Raw genomic sequence first — 16,259 nt, forward strand, 5'->3', positions numbered from 1 at the left:
TATTAATCCGCCTTTCGGCGGGCTATCCCCCAGATTCGGGTAGGTTGGTTACGCGTTACGCACCCGTGCGCCACTATTGTTATTGCTAACAACCGTTCGACTTGCATGTATTAGGCCTGCCGCTAGCGTTCATCCTGAGCCAAGATCAAACTCTCCATTGTAAAATATTCTACACCACGGCGAACCGTGGCTGATGTCGAGTGCTGACCTTGCTCACATATTGACATTATGGTCAAATTCGTTTCGCTTGGTTTGTTTCACTGTGTTTCTTCCGAAGAAGAAGCAGCAAGTGGAACACTTACTATTTTGTCTATTTCCGTCATTCAAAGAACGTGTGATGCTTCCATTTGAAGCGTCAGTGTGGGTTGATAATTTAACCCGGTATTGGCGTTGTCAGCCTTTGTTCGTTTTGGGAGTGCAAAGGTAGAAACTATTTTTGATTTGACAACTTGTTTTCGAAAATCTTTGTGACTTTCGATTTGTTTTTCAAATCTGCCGATTTCGTTTAAAGCGGCTTTTTTATTTGTAAGTCAATTGTTTAAGACTGACTTTTAATTACCTCTGTTCGTTTTGGGAGTGCAAAGGTAGTTGATTTTTTCGACTTTCAAATTTTTCAGCGAAAAAATTTTATAATCTTTTCGTTTAGATTTTCAAGTCTGGCTGCTTCCGGTTGAAGCGGGCTGCAAAGGTACGGTGGCTTTTTTCGCCCGTGCAAGCTATCTGAGAAATAAATCTCGACGCTTGCAGCGGGCTGCGGTGGGTAAGACAAACTACTTTCCGCTGGAGTTCCTGACCTTTCAATTTGGTGCCAGAGCAGTTGCTTTTGGCTTTTCCGTTGGTCCGTTTGACGTTTCGGGACTGCAAAGGTAGGTGGACTTTTTGGGGTGGCAAGGGGGCTTTTACGAAATAGATGGATTAGAGTTGTAAGTAGCTGATTGATGCGGCTAAAAAATCAATTGAATTTGAGGTTTAGCTTGGAATGGTGGTGGATTAAGCGAGAGGGCGCTGCGTTGCGAGTGGATAAAGCTGGCGAGAAAATGCCTGCTTAGTGGTATTCGGAGCGGGTTTTGAAGGCGAAATCTTGAGGTTAGCGGATGTATCTTGATACGATATTTGCTCCTACCCTGCTGTTGGAGTGGGTGGTTTTGAAGTAATAATGCCCGCTTTGGGTGGTTATGGGAAAGTTGGGGCTGGAACATTCTTTGCAAAAGCCCCGCATCTATCTCCAGCATTTAAGGCTGGGGAGGAATGCGGGGCTGAATGAAGCAGCGAGAAACTGCGGCGCTGACGGACTTAGCGCTTAGTGCTTAGCGGTGGAGGGTGCTGACGCGGTCGGGGCCGACGCTGACGATGCGGATGGGGACTTGCAGCTCTTTTTCGAGGAATTCGAGGTAGGCGACGAGGTTGGGGGGGAGTTGGGTGGCGTCGGTGATGGTGGTGAGGTCGGAGTTCCAGCCGGGGAGGGTGATGTACTCGGGGGTGACGGTGGTGAGCTCGCCGGGGTCAGGGAGTTGGGGGGTGCTTTCGCCGGTGGCAGTGCGGTAGTGGGTGCAGGCCCGGATTTCGGTGAAGCTGTCGAGGACGTCGGCTTTCATGAGGTGGAGTTCGGTGACACCATTGAGCATGATGGCGTAGCGGAGGGCGGGCAGGTCTATCCAGCCGGTGCGGCGGGGGCGGCCTGTGGTAGAGCCGAACTCGCGGCCGGCCTGGCGGATTTGCTCGCCGACTTCGTCGTGGAGTTCGGTGGGGAACGGGCCGCTGCCGACGCGGGTGCAGTAGGCTTTGGTGATGCCGTATACTTTATCGATGTGGCGTGGGGCGATGCCGAGGCCGGTGCAGGCGCCGGCGGCGATGGTGCTGGAAGAGGTGACGTAGGGATAGGAACCGAAGTCGATATCTAATAAGGAGCCTTGGGCGCCTTCGGCGAGGATGCGCTTGCCTTGGGTGAGGAGGCCGTTGAGGAGGTATTCGGTATCTGTGAGTTGGAGGGTGCGGAGGAATTCGACGGCGGAGAAGAATTCAGCTTCGAGGGCTTCGATTTCCAGCTCTTTGTGGTTGTGAGCGGCGATGGCGGCGTGCTGGGCGACGGCTTCCTTATAACGTTGCTCGAAATCGGGCAGGAGGATGTGGCCGACGCGGAGGCCGACGCGGCCGATTTTGTCGGAATAGGTGGGGCCGATTCCTTTGAGGGTGCTGCCGATTTTGGTGTTGCCGCGGGCTTCTTCGCTGATGCGGTCGAGGGCACGGTGTGACGGGAGGATGAGCTGGGCTTTCTTGGAGATATAGAGGTTTTTGGACCAGTCTACTCCCCTATCGGTGAGTTTTTGGAGCTCCTGACGGAAAACGATGGGGTCGAGGACGACGCCGTTGCCGACTACGTTGATGATGTGCGGGTGGAAAATGCCGCTGGGGACCTGGTGCAGGACGTGCTTTACGCCATCGAAGAGAAGGGTGTGGCCGGCGTTGGGGCCGCCCTGGAAGCGGGCTACGGCATCGTAGGTGGGCGCTAATACGTCTACGATTTTGCCTTTGCCTTCATCGCCCCACTGGAGGCCTACTAATACGTCTACTGGCATGTGCTTGTGTGAAAACCTCACCTTGGGCCCTCCTTCAAAGGAGAGGGGAGCCGAACGGTGAATAATTGAAAATTGATTTGTTATTGGCTAGGACAAAAAAATGGCCGCCTAAATGGCGGCCGGGGTAAGCTGTTGGCGGGCGGTGGCTTCGTCGGGCGAAACGGTGAAGATGTTGTTTAGCTTCGTGATGGCCAGCATCTTTTTGGGGTGGTCGGCGGGGTTGATAAGGACCATTTCGCCGCCGCGGCTGCGGAATTTGGTGAGGAGCGAAACGAGAACGCCGATGCCGGTGCTGTTGATGTAGCGGATTTCGGAGAGGTCGACGGCGCACTGGTTGAGGTCTTCGCCGAGGTGCGTGTTGACGGACTGGAGGAGTTGGTCGGTGTCGGGGCTGCCGATGAGGTCGCCGTTGAGGCGGACGAACAGGATGCCGTTGTCGACGGTGCTGGTGGTGGTCATGCGTGGGGGTTTCGGGCGGCGGCCTGGGCGCGGCAGTCGCCGCAAATGCCGTACAAATTTAGAGAATGGTGCAAGATATGGAAGTTCAGCAGGTCGCCGACCATGGTCTGGATGCCGTGGATGCGGGGGTCACAGAATTCCACCACTTTATGACATTCGGTGCAGATGACGTGGTCGTGCTGGCGGTAGCCGTAGCTTTTTTCATACTGGGCAAGGTTGCGGCCGAACTGGTGCTTGCTGACGAGGCCCTGCTCAACGAGCAAATCGAGGGTGTTGTAGACGGTGGCGCGGCTTACTTGCAGGCCGCGCTCCTTCATGCCGGCGTAGAGCTCATCCACATCGAAATGGCCGGAGCGGGCGTAGATTTCTTCGAGAATGGCATACCGCTCGCCGGTTTTGCGGAGGCCTTTGTTTTCGAGATGGGCGGTGAAGAGTTTGCGGACTTCGTCCAGCTTATCGGTGTTAAGCGTTGCTTCGGAGGCGGGACTGGGCGTGTGTTTGGCGGCGTAGCCGGTTTCGGAGGAGCCGCCCGCGCCCTGGCCGGCCGCATCGGCGGGGGCGTTGGGGATAGAGGCGGCTGTGGATTTACTCACTGTATATATATGGTGTAAGTCGGCGGGACAAAAGTACGTTCTAATGGTTCACCTCGCCCCCCAGCCCCCTCTCCTCATGGGTAGGGGGAGCTACGGCGGCACGAATAAGGAATCTATTGTTCGAAATAGAGGTGATAGTGATTGGCGCAGCCGGGGTTAAAGGCGGCCTGGCAATGTGGGCAGGTACTGTCGCAGCTTAAGTAGCTGGCGATGGATAAGGTTTGGTGGCAGTTGCCGCAGTAGATGGCCTGGGTTTGGAATTCGGCTTTGGGCCAGACTTGCGCGGGGTGGTTGGCAGCTTCGTTGTGACACTGGATGCAGGCGTAGAACTCACTGCAGCATTTGTGTTGGATGGCGATGATGTCGCGCTCGGAGTGGTAGTGGGCGCATTGGGTGCGTGCATTTACCTCAGTGCCTTTGATGATGATGGGCTCGGTGGCTTTCACTTTTAGGAATCAAACCGCTCAACCTGGAGTACGCCGTCTACTTTCTTGAGGCGCTGGATGAGCTTGTTGAGATGGTCAGTATCATTGACGAAGACCATAATCTGGCCTTCGAAGAATCCGTCATCGGCGGTTAGGGAGATGGAGCGCATGTTCACCTTGAGGCTGGTGCTGATGATGCGCGTAACGTCGTTGACGAGGCCCACGCGGTCGGAGCCTTTGAGGCGGACGCCGGCGAGGAAGGCCAGCTCTAACTGGTCGGTCCACTTGGCGCGCACGATGCGGTTGCCGTAGTTCGACATGAGGTCGACGGCACGGGGGCAGCTGGTGCGGTGGATAATGAGGCCCTGGTCGGTTTCAAAGCCGAACACGTCATCGCCGGGAATGGGGTTGCAACAGCGAGCAATGCTGTAGTTGAACTTGTCGGTATGCTCGCCGACTACCAGCATATCCGGGCGCACGCCGCGGATTTTCTGGACTTCGTTGTCGAAGGTTTTGGGTTCGAGCACGGCCGGCAGCGGCTTTTCGGAGGTGAAGAGCGACTCACGGATGGCGCGGCCGTCAATCTGCCCCACGGCCAGACGGTAGTAGAATTCCTGGGCGCTGGGCACGTTGAAGTAGGCCAGCAGGCGGTTGAAGTTGTCCTGCGTGAAGGGCACACTGATGAGCTCCAAGCGCTTCTCCAGCAGAAAGCGGCCGTCTTCGGCTTTGGCGCGCTTGTCATCGCGCAGGAAATCCTTGATTTTGGAGCGCGCCTTGGTCGTGATGACGTAGTTGAGCCACTCGGCCGTGGGACGCTGCTTGTGTGAGGTCAGGATTTCGACCTGGTCGCCGTTGTGCAATTGGTAGCTCAGCGGCTCCAGCTTCTGGTTCACCTTGGCCCCGAGGCAGTGGATACCGATTTGCGAGTGAATGTCGAAGGCGAAATCCAGCGCAGTGGCCTTGTCGGGCAAAATCACCAGCTTGCCCTTGGGCGTGAAAGCATACACCTCCTTCACGAACAGATTCTGGCGGAATTCGTCCATGAATTCAAGCGCGCTGGAATTGTTGGATTCCAACATTTCGCGCACCTTGTTCACCCAACCTTCGAGCGAGCTTTCGGGCTGAATGCTGCCGGTGTCCTTGTATTTCCAGTGCGCGGCGTAGCCTTTCTCGGCGATGTCGTCCATGCGGCGCGAGCGGATTTGCACCTCCACCCACTGGCCGGCGCGCGACATCACGGTGGTATGCAGGCTCTCGTAGCCGTTAGCTTTCGGCGTGCTCACCCAATCGCGCAGGCGGTCGGGGTTGGGCTGGTAGAAGTCCGTTACGATAGAATAAACCTGCCAGCAAGCCGCTTTCTCCTGCTCCGGCGGCACATCCAGAATTACCCGAATGGCAAACAAATCATACACCTCCTCGAAGGTGATGTTTTGTTTTTTCATCTTCTTGAGGATGGAATAGATGCTTTTCGGCCGTCCCTTGATTTCATAATCGAAGCCCTGCGCCTTCAATTCCTCATCAATCGGCTGCACAAACTCCTTTATAAAGCGGTTGCGTGCCGCCTGGCTCTGCCGCACTTTGGCCTTTAGCTCATTGTACGTCTCTGTATCCGTGAATTTGAGGTACAAATCCTCCAACTCACTCTTTATAGTATAGAGCCCGAGTCGGTGGGCCAGCGGCGCATACAAATACAGCGTTTCCGAAGCAATTTTCAGCTGCTTGTGGCGAGGCATCGAATCCAGCGTCCGCATGTTGTGCAGGCGGTCGGCTATTTTGATGAGAATCACACGCACGTCCTCGCTCAGCGTGAGCAGCATCTTGCGGAAGTTCTCAGCCTGCTCGCTGGTCCCATACTCGAAGACCCCCGAAATCTTGGTTAGCCCGTCAATAATGCGGGCCACCTTGGGGCCGAATTCGCGCTCGATGTCCGAAATTTCAGTCGGCGTGTCCTCCACTACATCGTGCAGCAAGGCTGCCACAATGCTAGTAGTACCCAGCCCGATTTCCTCCACCGCAATCTGCGCCACGGCCAGCGGGTGCAGAATATACGGCTCGCCCGACTTGCGCCGCATCTCCTTATGGGCCTCCAGGCTCTGATTAAAAGCCTTTTTAATCAGTTTTGGGTCGCCGTCTTTCAGGTACGGCTTGGCGGTGCGCAGCAGGCGGCGGTAGTGGCGCAGGATTTCCTGGCGCTCAGCTTCGGGGGAGATAACGGGAGGCATAATGGGTAAAGTAACAACGCCGGGGCGGAAAAGGTGGCCCCACCAGCCCTTCTGATACGAGTTATACCCAGACTTTGCACGCAATGGTTTTCCCGAGTACCTTTGCGGGCCCGTAGCAAACGGCTGCGGCGCCCCATATGCGGATATGGCGAAATTGGTAGACGTGCCAGACTTAGGATCTGGTGCCGCAAGGCGTGTGGGTTCGAGTCCCTCTATCCGCACTTTTATTTGATGCAGGCCTTCAGTCGTATAGGCTGGAGGCTTTTTTTTCAACCTTTCAATCTGGCCGGCAGCAGCTGGCTCCCTGTTTTGAACATTACTCTCGACAAGAACGACGAGCAGCTGACCGGGCTGCTGACCGTGAACCTGACCGAAGCCGACTACGCCCCCGCCGTCGAAAAGCAGATTAAGGAATACACCAAGCGTGCCCAGGTGAAGGGCTTCCGTCCCGGCATGGTGCCCGTGGGCATGGTGCGCAAGATGTACGGTAAAGGCATCATGGGCGAAGAAATCAACAAAATGCTGGGCAAAGCGGTGGACTCCTACATCAAGGAGAACAACGTGAAGCTGCTCGGCGAGCCCCTGCCCGTGCCTTCGGAGGTTAATTTCGATACGGACAAAGACTTCGCTTTCCAGTTTGAGCTGGGCCTGCTGCCCGATTTCGAGCTGCCCGCTGACCTCACCGTAGAGCGCCACCAGGTGAGCCTTGATGACGAGACGCTGGCCCAGACCAACGAGCAAATCGCGCGTCAGTATGGTGAGACGACCAACCCCGAGGTTTCGGAAGCTGGCGACTACCTGTTCGGCAAGCTGAAGAAGGCTGGCGAAGAAGGCGAAGGCCGCACCATCCTGCTGCCCATCGGCAAGGTGACCGGCGACCCGGCTCAGTTCATCGGCAAAAAAGGCGGCGACGTGATTACGTTTGACCTGAAGGCAGCTTTCAGCAATGATGCCGCTTCGATTTCAAACGTGACCGGCCTGAGCAAAACCGAAGCGGAAGAAGCTACCGGCGACTACGAGTTCAGCGTGGAGAAAGTGAACCGCACGGCTGCCCCGGAAATGAACCAGGAGCTGTTCGACAAAGTATTCGGCCCCGAGGCAGTTTCGAGCCAGGAAGAATTCGATGCCAAAGTGCGCGAAACCATCCAGTCGAACTACGACCGCGAGAGCGACGGTGCGATGAACAACAGCATCGTGGAGCAGCTGGTGGAGAAAACCTCCATCAAAGTGCCCACGGAGTTCTTCAAGAAGTGGCTGGTGCGTGCCAACGAAGGCAAACTGACCGCCGAGAAGGTGGAAGAGCACTACGCTGACTACGAGAAGGAGCTGAAGTGGAGCATGATTCGCAACAAGGTGGTGGAAGAAGCCGGCCTGAAGGTGAGCAATGACGAGATTGTGGACCGCACGCTCGACAAAATCATGGGCCAGTTCAACATGCCGAACATGCCCGACGAGATGCGCGAATCGATGCGCAACTACGCCAACGAGTACCTCAAGCAGGAGAACGGCAAGAACTACGTGAGCGAGTACGAGGCCATTCTGGCAGAGAAAGTGCTCGAAAACCTGCGCGGCAAAGTTGTTGTTACGGACAAGCCCGTAACGGCCGAAGAATTCCGGACCCTGCACAGCTAACCCCTGCGCAACCCGATTTTTGGAAAAGCCCTTACGGAAACGTAGGGGCTTTTTTTATTGGGTTTCCAGCAACATTCGCTTTCTTCGTCCGTCTTACTAACCTCACCCGTGCGAGCGCAGGCCCGCACCCCATTTTTCTCCAATGAATCCATTACTGAATAGACAAGAATTCCGCAAGTTTGCCGTGAAAGGCCAGGGACTGAGCGGCCTGGGCGTTGACCAGTACCTGAACCACATGGAAGGCCAGGTGCGCAACGGCATGATGCTGCCCACCAACATGACCCGCTCGGTGATTGAAGAGCGTCCGCAGAACTTCCGCGAAATCGACGTGTTCTCGCGCCTCATCATGGACCGCATCGTGTTCCTGGGCACGGCCGTGGACGATTATATCGCCAACATCCTGACGGCGCAGATGCTGTTCCTGGAATCGGCCGATGCCAAGAAGGACATTCTGCTTTACATCAACTCGCCCGGTGGCTCGGTGTATGCCGGCCTCGGCATTTATGACACGATGCAGTATGTAAATCCCGATGTGGCCACGATTTGCACGGGTCTGGCCGCTTCGATGGGCGCGGTGCTGCTCGCGGGCGGTGCTGCCAACAAGCGCTCGGCCCTCCCCCACGCTCGGGTGATGATTCACCAGCCTTCGGGTGGCGCGCAGGGTCAGTCGTCGGACATTGAGATTACGGCTCGTGAAATCCTGAAACTGAAGAAGGAGCTGTATGACATTCTGGCGCAGCACACCGGCAAAACCTACCAGGAAATCCACGACAACTCGGACCGCGACTACTGGATGCGCGCCGATGAGGCCAAAGAGTACGGCCTGATTGACGAGGTGCTGGAGAAGAAGAAAGCCTAATCACGGATTCAGTCGCATTTAACTGATTTCACGGATTTTGTAGTCGCTTCTATTTGTAAAAAAGCCCCTGCTGGTTTAGCAGGGGCTTTTTTATTGACCGGATTTTAGGCGCTAATAACGGCTAGCCGGAGCCGGACGGGAGCCGCGTAATAGCCCGCCGGGCGCGAGGGTTGGAGCGGAGTGGCGGTGAAAACCCACCCTGTACCCCAGGCCGGGGTGATGGTGGAAGCTAGAAATACTAATTGCAGATGTTGGGCTTGTGATTCCATGAGTAAGAGCAGGAAACGTGACTTGCGCCAGGCGTCGCATTCTTGGGTTGGCTTCGATGATGCGGGTACCCATTGGGCAAGGCAGCGCGAAGGCAAGTCACTTGGTGTCGGATAAAATCAGGATGTGGGAATTCATTTTCAACAGGAAAGGACGGGGCAACTAATGGTAGCATAAGGGCAGGATGGTCAACTGGTATTTTGAAAAAGCGCCGGGCTGGCAGCATTAGTGCTTCAGGCGTGGCCTTCGCGCATGAGGCCCCAGTTGATGGGCGCTTCGGCGTCGTGGCCGGCAGCACACTGGCCGGTAGTCTGAAAACCCAGCCGTTGGAAAAAGAGCAGGATTTCGGACCGTTGGGCATCAAGGTAGCAGGGCGCGTGGGTGGCCTGCATGGCGGCCAGTGTGGCCTGCATCAGGCGGCGGCCCAGGCCGTGGCCCCGGGCGGCGGGGTGCACGGCCAGCGCCAGCAGGTAGTAGTGGCTGGTGGCAGTGAGGCTCTGGCGGCGCAGCCACGCCGAGGCCACCAGAAAGTGCCGCAGCCGCTGAAACCCGGCCCAATCGAGCCGCCATACGGCGGCAGGCAGCAGCCCCATGCGCAGCAAGCGCTGCAGCGTGACGGCCGGATGGCTGGGTCCCAGCCACACGGCAATGGCACTGGAATCGGCATTGGTGTACACGCGGCCGTAGCGCAGGCCGAAACGTAGCAACTGTTCCAGCAGCCATATTTTCTGGCTTTTGTCATCGGAGCCGGTGCAGCAATATTTCAGGACGGGATGGTCGGCGCACGCGGCTTCGAGCAGGGCGGTGGCCCACACCATATCGGCAGGCTCAAGGCGGCGGGCGGGCAGGGTCGTGGTGGGGTGCATAGGCGCATCGGTAATGGACGGGAATGACTAGGTGGTGACGGGTGTGAGTTTGCCCAATGATATACCCGTCTGGTTATTCCCGTTGTATGATGGGTCGCCGTTGGCCTAGCCCGGCGGCACGCAAATGGGCGAGCCCATTAAATAGCAAGTAGTGTTTTTTCATGGTGACGCATTAACCACCAACCATGCGTTGGCCGGCAATCTCAAAGCACGGCCGTTCTTCCCCAGATGCGTTTCGCTGATGTTGCAAATACATTCGCTAACGTTTCGCCGCATGCGAAAACGTTGCAAAAACTCATTATTTTATAAAAACAGCTTGGAATTATTCTGTAAAATTCAAACCTCGCGCCCTAAAAAAATGTAACAATTAATTGATTTATTGAATTTTATTACTGGCAACGTACTCTTTAACGGCCTCCTCCCCTGCCATTGCGCCATTCCTTGTTACCGCACTGGGAGGCATGCCAAACTGCCGCGAGAAGGCGGTTGAAAAAGCAGCCGGGCTGCCAAATCCCACCTGATAAGCCACTTCAGCCACCGTGCCCACGTGCGCTTGCAGGAGCACCAGCGCCCGGTTTAGCCGCGTGGTACGGAGGCTCTCGCCCGGCGACTGTCCGGTGAGGGCTTTCAGCTTGCGGTGAATCTGGGTGCGGCTCAGCCCAATGTCAGCCCCAAGCTCATCGACGCCGAAGGACTCATCGGCTAGGTGGCGCAGCATTGACTCGCTCACGCGCCGCAAAAAATCTTGGTCGAGGGAAAGCTGGCCAGCGGCGGCAGCGGTGTGGGCCGCCGCCTGCGCGGGCTCCAGGCTGACCAGCGGGGCGCTAGGTGCCGCCGGTGGCACGGGGGCAAAATGAGCCTGCACCTGCCGACGCAGCGCCAGCAGGTTGCGCACCTGCGCCCGCAACTCGCGGGGATTGAATGGCTTGGCCAGGAAACTATCGGCACCTGTTTCGAGGCCTTCGAGTTTGGCAGCGGGGCCAGATTTGGCAGTGAGCAGCACCACCGGAATATGGCTGGTGGCAACGTCAGCCTTCAGTTGGGCGCATACCTGGTAGCCGTCCAGGCCGGGCATCATCACGTCGCTCACCACGAAGTCGGGCACTTCGGCCCGGGCCAGCTCCAGACCGGCATCGCCGGTGGCGGCCAGCAGGAGGCGGTAGCCGGCCGGGGCGAGCGTCGCGCGGATGAATTCGCGCACCTCGTTGTTGTCTTCGATAATGAGGACAAGGTCGGGCTCGACAGTGCCCTGAACCGGCTCATCAAGCTGCTGACCATCGGGAAAAGGCAGCGGGGCTGACTCCGGATAAACGGGACTACGCGTAGTTACTCCGCCAATTAAATCCGGCACTTCTCGGGTCGAGTTGGCGGGCAGGCCGTGCGGCAATTGCACGGTGAAGGTAGAGCCGGCCCCCGGCTGGCTGGCCACGGCCACCGTACCCCCGTGCAGCATGGTGAGCTCGCGCACCAGCGCCAGGCCAATGCCAGTACCGGTAGGCCGGGCCTCGCGGCCGGGGCTGCGGGCCTGGAAGAATCGGTCGAACAGGTAGGGCACGTCTTCGGGCGCGATGCCCGGGCCAGTATCCTGCACGGCAATGCTGACGCTGCCGGCGGGGCTGGCAGCCGTGGCTGGCTCCTCGGTCACAATCACCGTTACGCGGCCGCCGGCCGGGGTGAAGCGCAGGGCATTGGCCACCAGGTTAGTGAGAATTTCCTCCAGCTTGCCCGCGTCAAACACCAGCGGCACTGGCTGAGCGGGTACCTGACAGGTCAGGTCAATCTGCCGGCTTTCGGCCAGCACGGCAAAGGACGAAACCAGCTGCCGCACGGCCAGCGCAACATCGCCCGGGGTGGGCAGCAGGTGGAGGGCTCCGGCTTCGAGCTTGCTCAAATCGAGCAGCTGATTGATGAGGGTGAGCAGCTTGCGGGCATTGCGCAGCACCAGCCCACCCTGGCGGCGCACGGCGGGGTCGGCGGGTTCGGTGGCCAGCGCTTCGGCCGGGCCGAGGATGAGGGTGAGCGGAGTGCGAAACTCGTGGCTGACGTTGGTGAAGAAGTCGGTTTTTACGCGGTCCAGCTCCTGGAGGTGTTGCAGAGCCTGGCGTTCGAGCTGGCGGTCGGCGCGCTCCCGCTCCCGGTTGCGGGTGTAGGCCCGCACCCCGTACATTATGCAGGCAAAAACTATGACATACAGCAGATAAGCCCACCAGGCACGCCACCACGGCGGCTGCACGCTGAAGGCAAACACCGCCGGGCGCGGGCTCCACAAGCCGTCTTCGTTGGCGGCCCGCACCTCGAACTGATAGTCGCCGGGCGGCAGGTTAGTGTAGGTGGCGGAGCGCGCCGCCGAGGGGCCATTCCACCGCTGCTCGAAGCCCGCCAGGCGGTACTGATAGCGCACGCGGCCGGGCGTGGTGAGGCTGGTAGCGCCGTAGTCGAAAGTGAGGTAATTGAGGCGGTGCGGCAGGCGGGCGTGGGGCAGCAGCACCGTGTCGTGCATGAACAGGCGGAAGCCGGTGAGCTGGGGGCGCGGCGGCACGCGGTTGGGGTGCGCCCCGGCGGGCGTATAGCGCATCAGGCCGAACACGGTGCCGGCCCAGAGCACGCCGTTGGGCTCGGCCAGTACGGCATTGATGCCGGCTTCCTGACCGATGAAGCCTTCTTCATGGCCAAAGAAATCCTGGCGGCCCGTGGCGGGCGTGTAGCGCAGCAGGCCCCGGGTGGTGCCCAGCCAAACGGCCCCGCTGGCGTCGCACTGCACGAAATAGGGATTGTTGACGTGGGCACCGGGCACATCCTGCAAGGGCACCCGGCGCAGCCCAGCGGCGGGGTGCGCCGGGTCATAGCAAAACATGCCTTCACCGAAACTACTGAGCCACAGCCGTCCGTGACCGTCTTCGCTCATCGAAAAAACGCTGAGGGGCTCGGCTCCCGCTGGCCGGGGCGCCACGATGCGGAACCGCAGGCCGGGCAGCGCCCCCGGACTGGCCGGGGCGATTTCCTGCGCTTCGAGCAAGCCGGAATTCTCAGTACCCAACCAGATGGTGCCGGTGTGGCTGCGCAACAGCTTCATCACGCGCCGCGCGCCGGCCAGGGTGGCCCCCACGTATTGCTGGTAGTGTGCCGTGGCGGGGTCGTACACTATCAGGCCCTGGGTTTCGGTGGCCAGCCAGATGCGACCGTGCCGGTCCTCGGCCAGGCTGGCCACGGTGGCGTCACTCAGCTCCGGGATTTGGGCATTCAGCGAAAGCCAGCGGGCTTGCCGGGGGTTCCAGATGGCGGTGCCGCCTTTGGTAGCACCGGCCCACACGTCGCCGTTGGCCCGCTCCAGCACGGCCCGGATGATGTTGTAGGTATCGGGCTCGCGCTGGGGCAGCACTTGGCAGCGAGTAGCTGGAAATGGGCCGGGATGCAGCAGCGCCAGGCCATTATTGGTCCCCACCCAATAGTCGCCACTAGTGCCCCGGGCCTTGGCCAGGGCATACACTTTGGCCCCGGGCAGCCCGTCGACGGTGCCGAACAGGGCAAAGCGGGCATCGGGCGGGTACTGGGTCAGGCCGTTGGCGGAGGTGGCCCAGAGGTTGCCTTCGCGGTCGCGCAATAGGTCGCCCCGGCGGTAGCTGTGGCTCACCAAGCCGGTGCCCGGTAGGCAGCGGGCCACCGGGGCCGTGGCCCGCTCCAGGTAGCTCAAGCCTTGCCCCGTGAGCACCCACACCCGGCCGGCCGGGCCGGGCTCGGCCACTATGCGTAGCACTTTATCAGAGCATAAGCCCTGCGCCATAGCATATTGATGCACTCTGCTCCCAGCGGCGGGCGGGTCGAGGACAAACATCCCGGCGCGTTCGGTACCCACCCACAGCCGGCCGTCGGGCGCGGCGTTCAGGCCCAGTACCGGCCCGGTGGTGAGGGCAGCCGGCAGCGGCCCCGGCAGCGCCCGAGGCTGGCCCGTGGCTTCATCTACCAGCAGCAGGCCCTGGTCGGTGGCGACCCAGAGGGCACCGGATGGCCCCAAGGCCAGGGCATTGATGGCGGGTGGCTGCCCACCCGGACCAATGGGCAGCGGCACCCGCTGCACTTGTGGGGCCGCAGGCCAGATGCGTCGGCCCGACTCCTGGGGCCAGAGCAGGCAGTATAAATCGCCGCCGCCGGTGCCCATCCACACCCGCCGCCGGGCGGCGGTGTCGCGGGCCAGGATGGCTCGCACATCGGTGGGGTAGCCCAGGACGCGGGGCGTTACGCGCTGCACGCGCTCGGAAGTGGGGTTGAAATAGCAGAGGGAGCCGTCGCGCAGGCCCATCCACAGGCCGGCAGCCAGGCCGGGGTCGGCCGCGAGGGCCGTCACGCGCGTGTTGGGCAGGCCCGATTGGGTGGTGAGCGAATGGAAGGCGTGGCCATCGTACCAGGCCGCCCCTACTTCTGACACCAGCCACAACCGGCCCAGGCCATCCTGCGCCAGGGCGCTCACGCTGGTTTCGGGCAGACCCTCGGCCAGGCTGAAGCTGCGCGAAGGCAGGGTCTGACCCACGGCGGCTAAGCTGAGCAGTACGGCCAGGCAGCTCAATACTGACCTCACCAGCCACCGAAAATGCGTGTACTCAAGCCCCATACCAGCACCTTTTGATTCAGGAATTCAAATATGGTAGATTGCCAAATATAGGAACTGATTTCTGGATTGACTACTGGGTTAACTAACGGTAGCCAGCGGCTAAACGCAGGCGTGCGGCGGGCCTACCCGAAGCAACCATTAGCCCGCGAAACGAGTCGTTTAATCCCCGCATCAAAGCCCCCTGGCAACTGTCCACCTACCTCGAAGGCAATTTACAGGCCGCCGTTTTTGCCGTTAACAGCGGCCTATTCGGGGATTTGACGCGCGGCTGGGCGATGGGCCCATGCGAAGGCGATGGCACCATTTTTCTAGCCGCCGACGTTGGGCATGTCGTATCTTTGAGCCCGCTTGTTCTAAAACTTGCCCTCCCACCTTCCTCTATACCTCCCTCCGTGGCCGAAATATCCTGTTCCTTTTGCAATAAGAGCAAGCGCGAAGTCGCCGTCATGATTTCGGGCATCAACGCCCACATTTGCGAAAAATGCGTGGGCCAGGCCCAGCACATCCTCGACGAAGAAGCCAAAGCCCAGGACGCCGGCCGCCAGCCCAAGTTCAACCTCATCAAGCCCAAGGCCATTAAGGAGCACCTCGACCAGTACGTGGTGGGCCAGGACGAGGCCAAGCGCGTGATGGCCGTGGCCGTGTACAACCACTACAAGCGCCTGATGCAGAAGCCCCAGGACGACGAGGTGCAGATTGAAAAGTCGAACATCATCATGGTGGGCGAAACCGGTACCGGCAAAACCTTCCTGGCCCGCATGCTGGCCAAAATCCTGCAAGTGCCTTTCTGCATTGCCGATGCCACCGTGCTGACGGAGGCCGGCTACGTGGGCGAAGACGTGGAAAGCATCCTCACCCGCCTGCTGCAAGCCGCTGATTACAACCTCGAAGCGGCCGAGCGCGGCATCGTGTACATCGACGAAATCGATAAAATTGCCCGCAAGAGCGATAACCCCAGCATCACGCGCGACGTGAGCGGCGAAGGCGTGCAGCAGGCTTTGCTCAAGCTCCTCGAAGGCACCAACATCAACGTGCCGCCGCAGGGCGGCCGCAAGCACCCCGAGCAAAAGATGATTTCGGTGAACACCGAGAACATTCTCTTCATCTGCGGCGGTGCGTTCTCGGGCCTCGACCGCATCATCAAGAGCCGCCTGAATACCAAGCCGATGGGCTTCGCCAAGACCAACCTGGACGAGCAGGTGGACACGCAGAACTTCCTGCGCTACGTGTCGGCCCAGGACATCAAGAGCTTCGGCCTGATTCCGGAACTGATTGGTCGTCTGCCGGTGCTCACCCACCTCAACCCGCTGGACCGCACGACCCTGCGCATGATTCTGACCGAGCCCAAGAACTCGCTCGTGCGCCAGTACAAGCGCCTGTTTGGCATGGAGAACATCGAGCTAAGCTTCACCGAGGATGCGCTGGAATACATTGTGGAGAAGGCCGACGAGTACCGCCTCGGCGCGCGCGGCCTGCGCTCCATCTGCGAGAGCATCATGACCGATGCCATGTTCGAAATGCCTTCGGAAGAAGGCTCCGACGCGCTGCAAATCAACCTGAGCTACTGCCGCAGCAAGTTCGAGAAATCGCCGCTGCGGCACATGCGGGCGGCGTAAAGCCTCCCATTCCGGTACATCGGTTGCCGCGTAATCATCACTAAAAAGCCCGCCTGATAATTCAGGCGGGCTTTTTAGTTGGTTTTCGTTGGAGCGCCCCTGGCGTAATGATGGAGGCAACAGTTGTACGAGTATTTT

The 16,259-nt window shown here is 59.3% G+C and carries 10 protein-coding genes, 1 tRNA gene and 1 rRNA gene; 4 read left to right on the top strand and 8 right to left on the bottom strand.

The features are described from left to right. The 6 genes from ACYU70_RS10765 to ACYU70_RS10790 form a co-directional block, all read right to left on the bottom strand. Positions 1-161: ribosomal RNA gene (locus tag ACYU70_RS10765) — 16S ribosomal RNA — on the bottom strand; the annotation flags it as partial. 1,146 nt (positions 162-1,307) lie between these two features. Further along, complete coding sequence (locus ACYU70_RS10770; RefSeq protein WP_342299644.1) at positions 1,308-2,576, bottom strand: adenylosuccinate synthase; 1,269 nt, start codon at positions 2,574-2,576, stop codon at positions 1,308-1,310. 108 nt (positions 2,577-2,684) lie between these two features. Then, entirely contained in the window at positions 2,685-3,035 is a 351-nt protein-coding gene (locus ACYU70_RS10775) for an STAS domain-containing protein (protein WP_342299645.1), read from the bottom strand. Continuing rightward, positions 3,032-3,487, bottom strand: coding sequence for a Fur family transcriptional regulator (locus ACYU70_RS10780; protein ID WP_342299684.1), 456 nt, complete (start codon positions 3,485-3,487; stop codon positions 3,032-3,034). Before ACYU70_RS10780 ends, ACYU70_RS10775 begins: the two co-directional genes overlap by 4 nt. 254 nt (positions 3,488-3,741) lie before the next feature. Next, positions 3,742-4,074, bottom strand: coding sequence for a CHY zinc finger protein (locus tag ACYU70_RS10785; protein ID WP_342299646.1), 333 nt, complete (start codon positions 4,072-4,074; stop codon positions 3,742-3,744). A gap of 2 nt (positions 4,075-4,076) precedes the next feature. After that, a complete protein-coding gene (locus tag ACYU70_RS10790; protein ID WP_342299647.1) occupies positions 4,077-6,275 on the bottom strand; it encodes a RelA/SpoT family protein in 2,199 nt (732 codons plus the stop codon). Between the two features lie 139 nt (positions 6,276-6,414). Between ACYU70_RS10790 and ACYU70_RS10795 the strand changes: the two genes are divergently transcribed. From ACYU70_RS10795 to ACYU70_RS10805, 3 genes are all read left to right on the top strand, one after another. Next, positions 6,415-6,496, top strand: a tRNA-Leu gene (locus ACYU70_RS10795). 88 nt (positions 6,497-6,584) lie between these two features. Then, complete coding sequence (gene tig, locus ACYU70_RS10800; protein WP_342299649.1) at positions 6,585-7,907, top strand: trigger factor; 1,323 nt, start codon at positions 6,585-6,587, stop codon at positions 7,905-7,907. Between the two features lie 142 nt (positions 7,908-8,049). Then, entirely contained in the window at positions 8,050-8,766 is a 717-nt protein-coding gene (locus tag ACYU70_RS10805; RefSeq protein ID WP_277881541.1) for a ClpP family protease, read from the top strand. Between the two features lie 500 nt (positions 8,767-9,266). Here ACYU70_RS10805 and ACYU70_RS10810 read toward each other — a convergent pair whose 3' ends face one another. After that, positions 9,267-9,899 carry a GNAT family N-acetyltransferase gene (locus tag ACYU70_RS10810; protein WP_342299650.1) on the bottom strand — a complete coding sequence of 211 codons (633 nt, stop codon included), beginning with the start codon at positions 9,897-9,899 and terminating at the stop codon, positions 9,267-9,269. Positions 9,900-10,275: 376 nt separating this feature from the next. Further along, positions 10,276-14,472, bottom strand: a complete 4,197-nt coding sequence (locus tag ACYU70_RS10815) for a two-component regulator propeller domain-containing protein (protein WP_342299651.1) — start codon at positions 14,470-14,472, stop codon at positions 10,276-10,278. 425 nt (positions 14,473-14,897) lie between these two features. Between ACYU70_RS10815 and clpX the strand changes: the two genes are divergently transcribed. Further along, entirely contained in the window at positions 14,898-16,121 is a 1,224-nt protein-coding gene (clpX, locus tag ACYU70_RS10820; protein WP_342299652.1) for an ATP-dependent Clp protease ATP-binding subunit ClpX, read from the top strand. The last annotated feature ends 138 nt before the right edge of the window (positions 16,122-16,259 follow it).

Source organism: Hymenobacter segetis (genome assembly GCF_054776495.1).

Coding starts and splice junctions, on each gene's coding strand:
- ACYU70_RS10810 (WP_342299650.1), bottom strand. CDS start 9,899: ATGCACCCCACCACGACCCTGCCCGCCCGCCGCCTTGAGCCTGCCGAT.
- ACYU70_RS10790 (WP_342299647.1), bottom strand. CDS start 6,275: ATGCCTCCCGTTATCTCCCCCGAAGCTGAGCGCCAGGAAATCCTGCGC.
- ACYU70_RS10775 (WP_342299645.1), bottom strand. CDS start 3,035: ATGACCACCACCAGCACCGTCGACAACGGCATCCTGTTCGTCCGCCTC.
- ACYU70_RS10770 (WP_342299644.1), bottom strand. CDS start 2,576: ATGCCAGTAGACGTATTAGTAGGCCTCCAGTGGGGCGATGAAGGCAAA.
- ACYU70_RS10805 (WP_277881541.1), top strand. CDS start 8,050: ATGAATCCATTACTGAATAGACAAGAATTCCGCAAGTTTGCCGTGAAA.